1 protein-coding gene is annotated in these 631 nt (G+C 63.4%); it reads left to right on the top strand.

What is annotated here, in order from left to right:
• Positions 1-631 (top strand): hypothetical protein (locus tag L0962_RS18130; protein ID WP_234087954.1); only part of this gene is annotated, 631 nt, incomplete at both ends.

The raw sequence follows: 631 nt of genomic DNA, 5'->3' as shown, positions 1-631 counted from the left end.
GCGGGACGGACGTTGGTGTTGGGACGATTGTTGACGACGGCACGTCGGTGCCGCCGCCGGTGACGCCGCCGACGACGCCGCCGACGCCGCCGGTGGACGACCGTCCGACGGTGACGGATGTATCGGATCCGAGGGAAACGGAAGGCAACAACCTGGACTTCGTGGTGACGCTGAGCAACAAGAGCGAATTCCCGACGACGGTGACGTTGAACCTTGGGAACACGGCGGACCCGACGGATCGTGATGCGACGTTGGGGACGGACACGGGAACGCCGGTGGAGGTCTCGTTCGACGGCGTGAATTTCGTGCCGGTGACGATCGGTGCCGACGGCAGCTTCAGCGTGAATGTTCCGGCGAATGCGACGACCTTCACGGTGCGAGTGCCGACGATCGACGACACGAGCCTGGAAGGTCCCGAGACAGTACAACTGACGGCGGGAACGGCGCAAAACACGACGCCGGTGGCGGGGATCGGCACGATCCTGGACAACGATGGCATCGTGGTGCGGATTGGCGATGCTGACGTGGCGGAAGGTCAGGATCTGGTGTTCGATGTGACGTTCAGCACGACGTCGGCAAATCCGGTGGAGTTGAATTTCACGGTGACGCCGAGTGGTGCGAATCCGATCGA

Origin of the sequence: Azonexus sp. R2A61, assembly GCF_021401135.1 — a bacterium.
GTDB lineage: Bacteria > Pseudomonadota > Gammaproteobacteria > Burkholderiales > Rhodocyclaceae > Azonexus.
The sequence above is the reverse complement of the archived record's forward strand: the minus strand, read 5'-3'. Positions and strand labels throughout refer to the sequence as shown.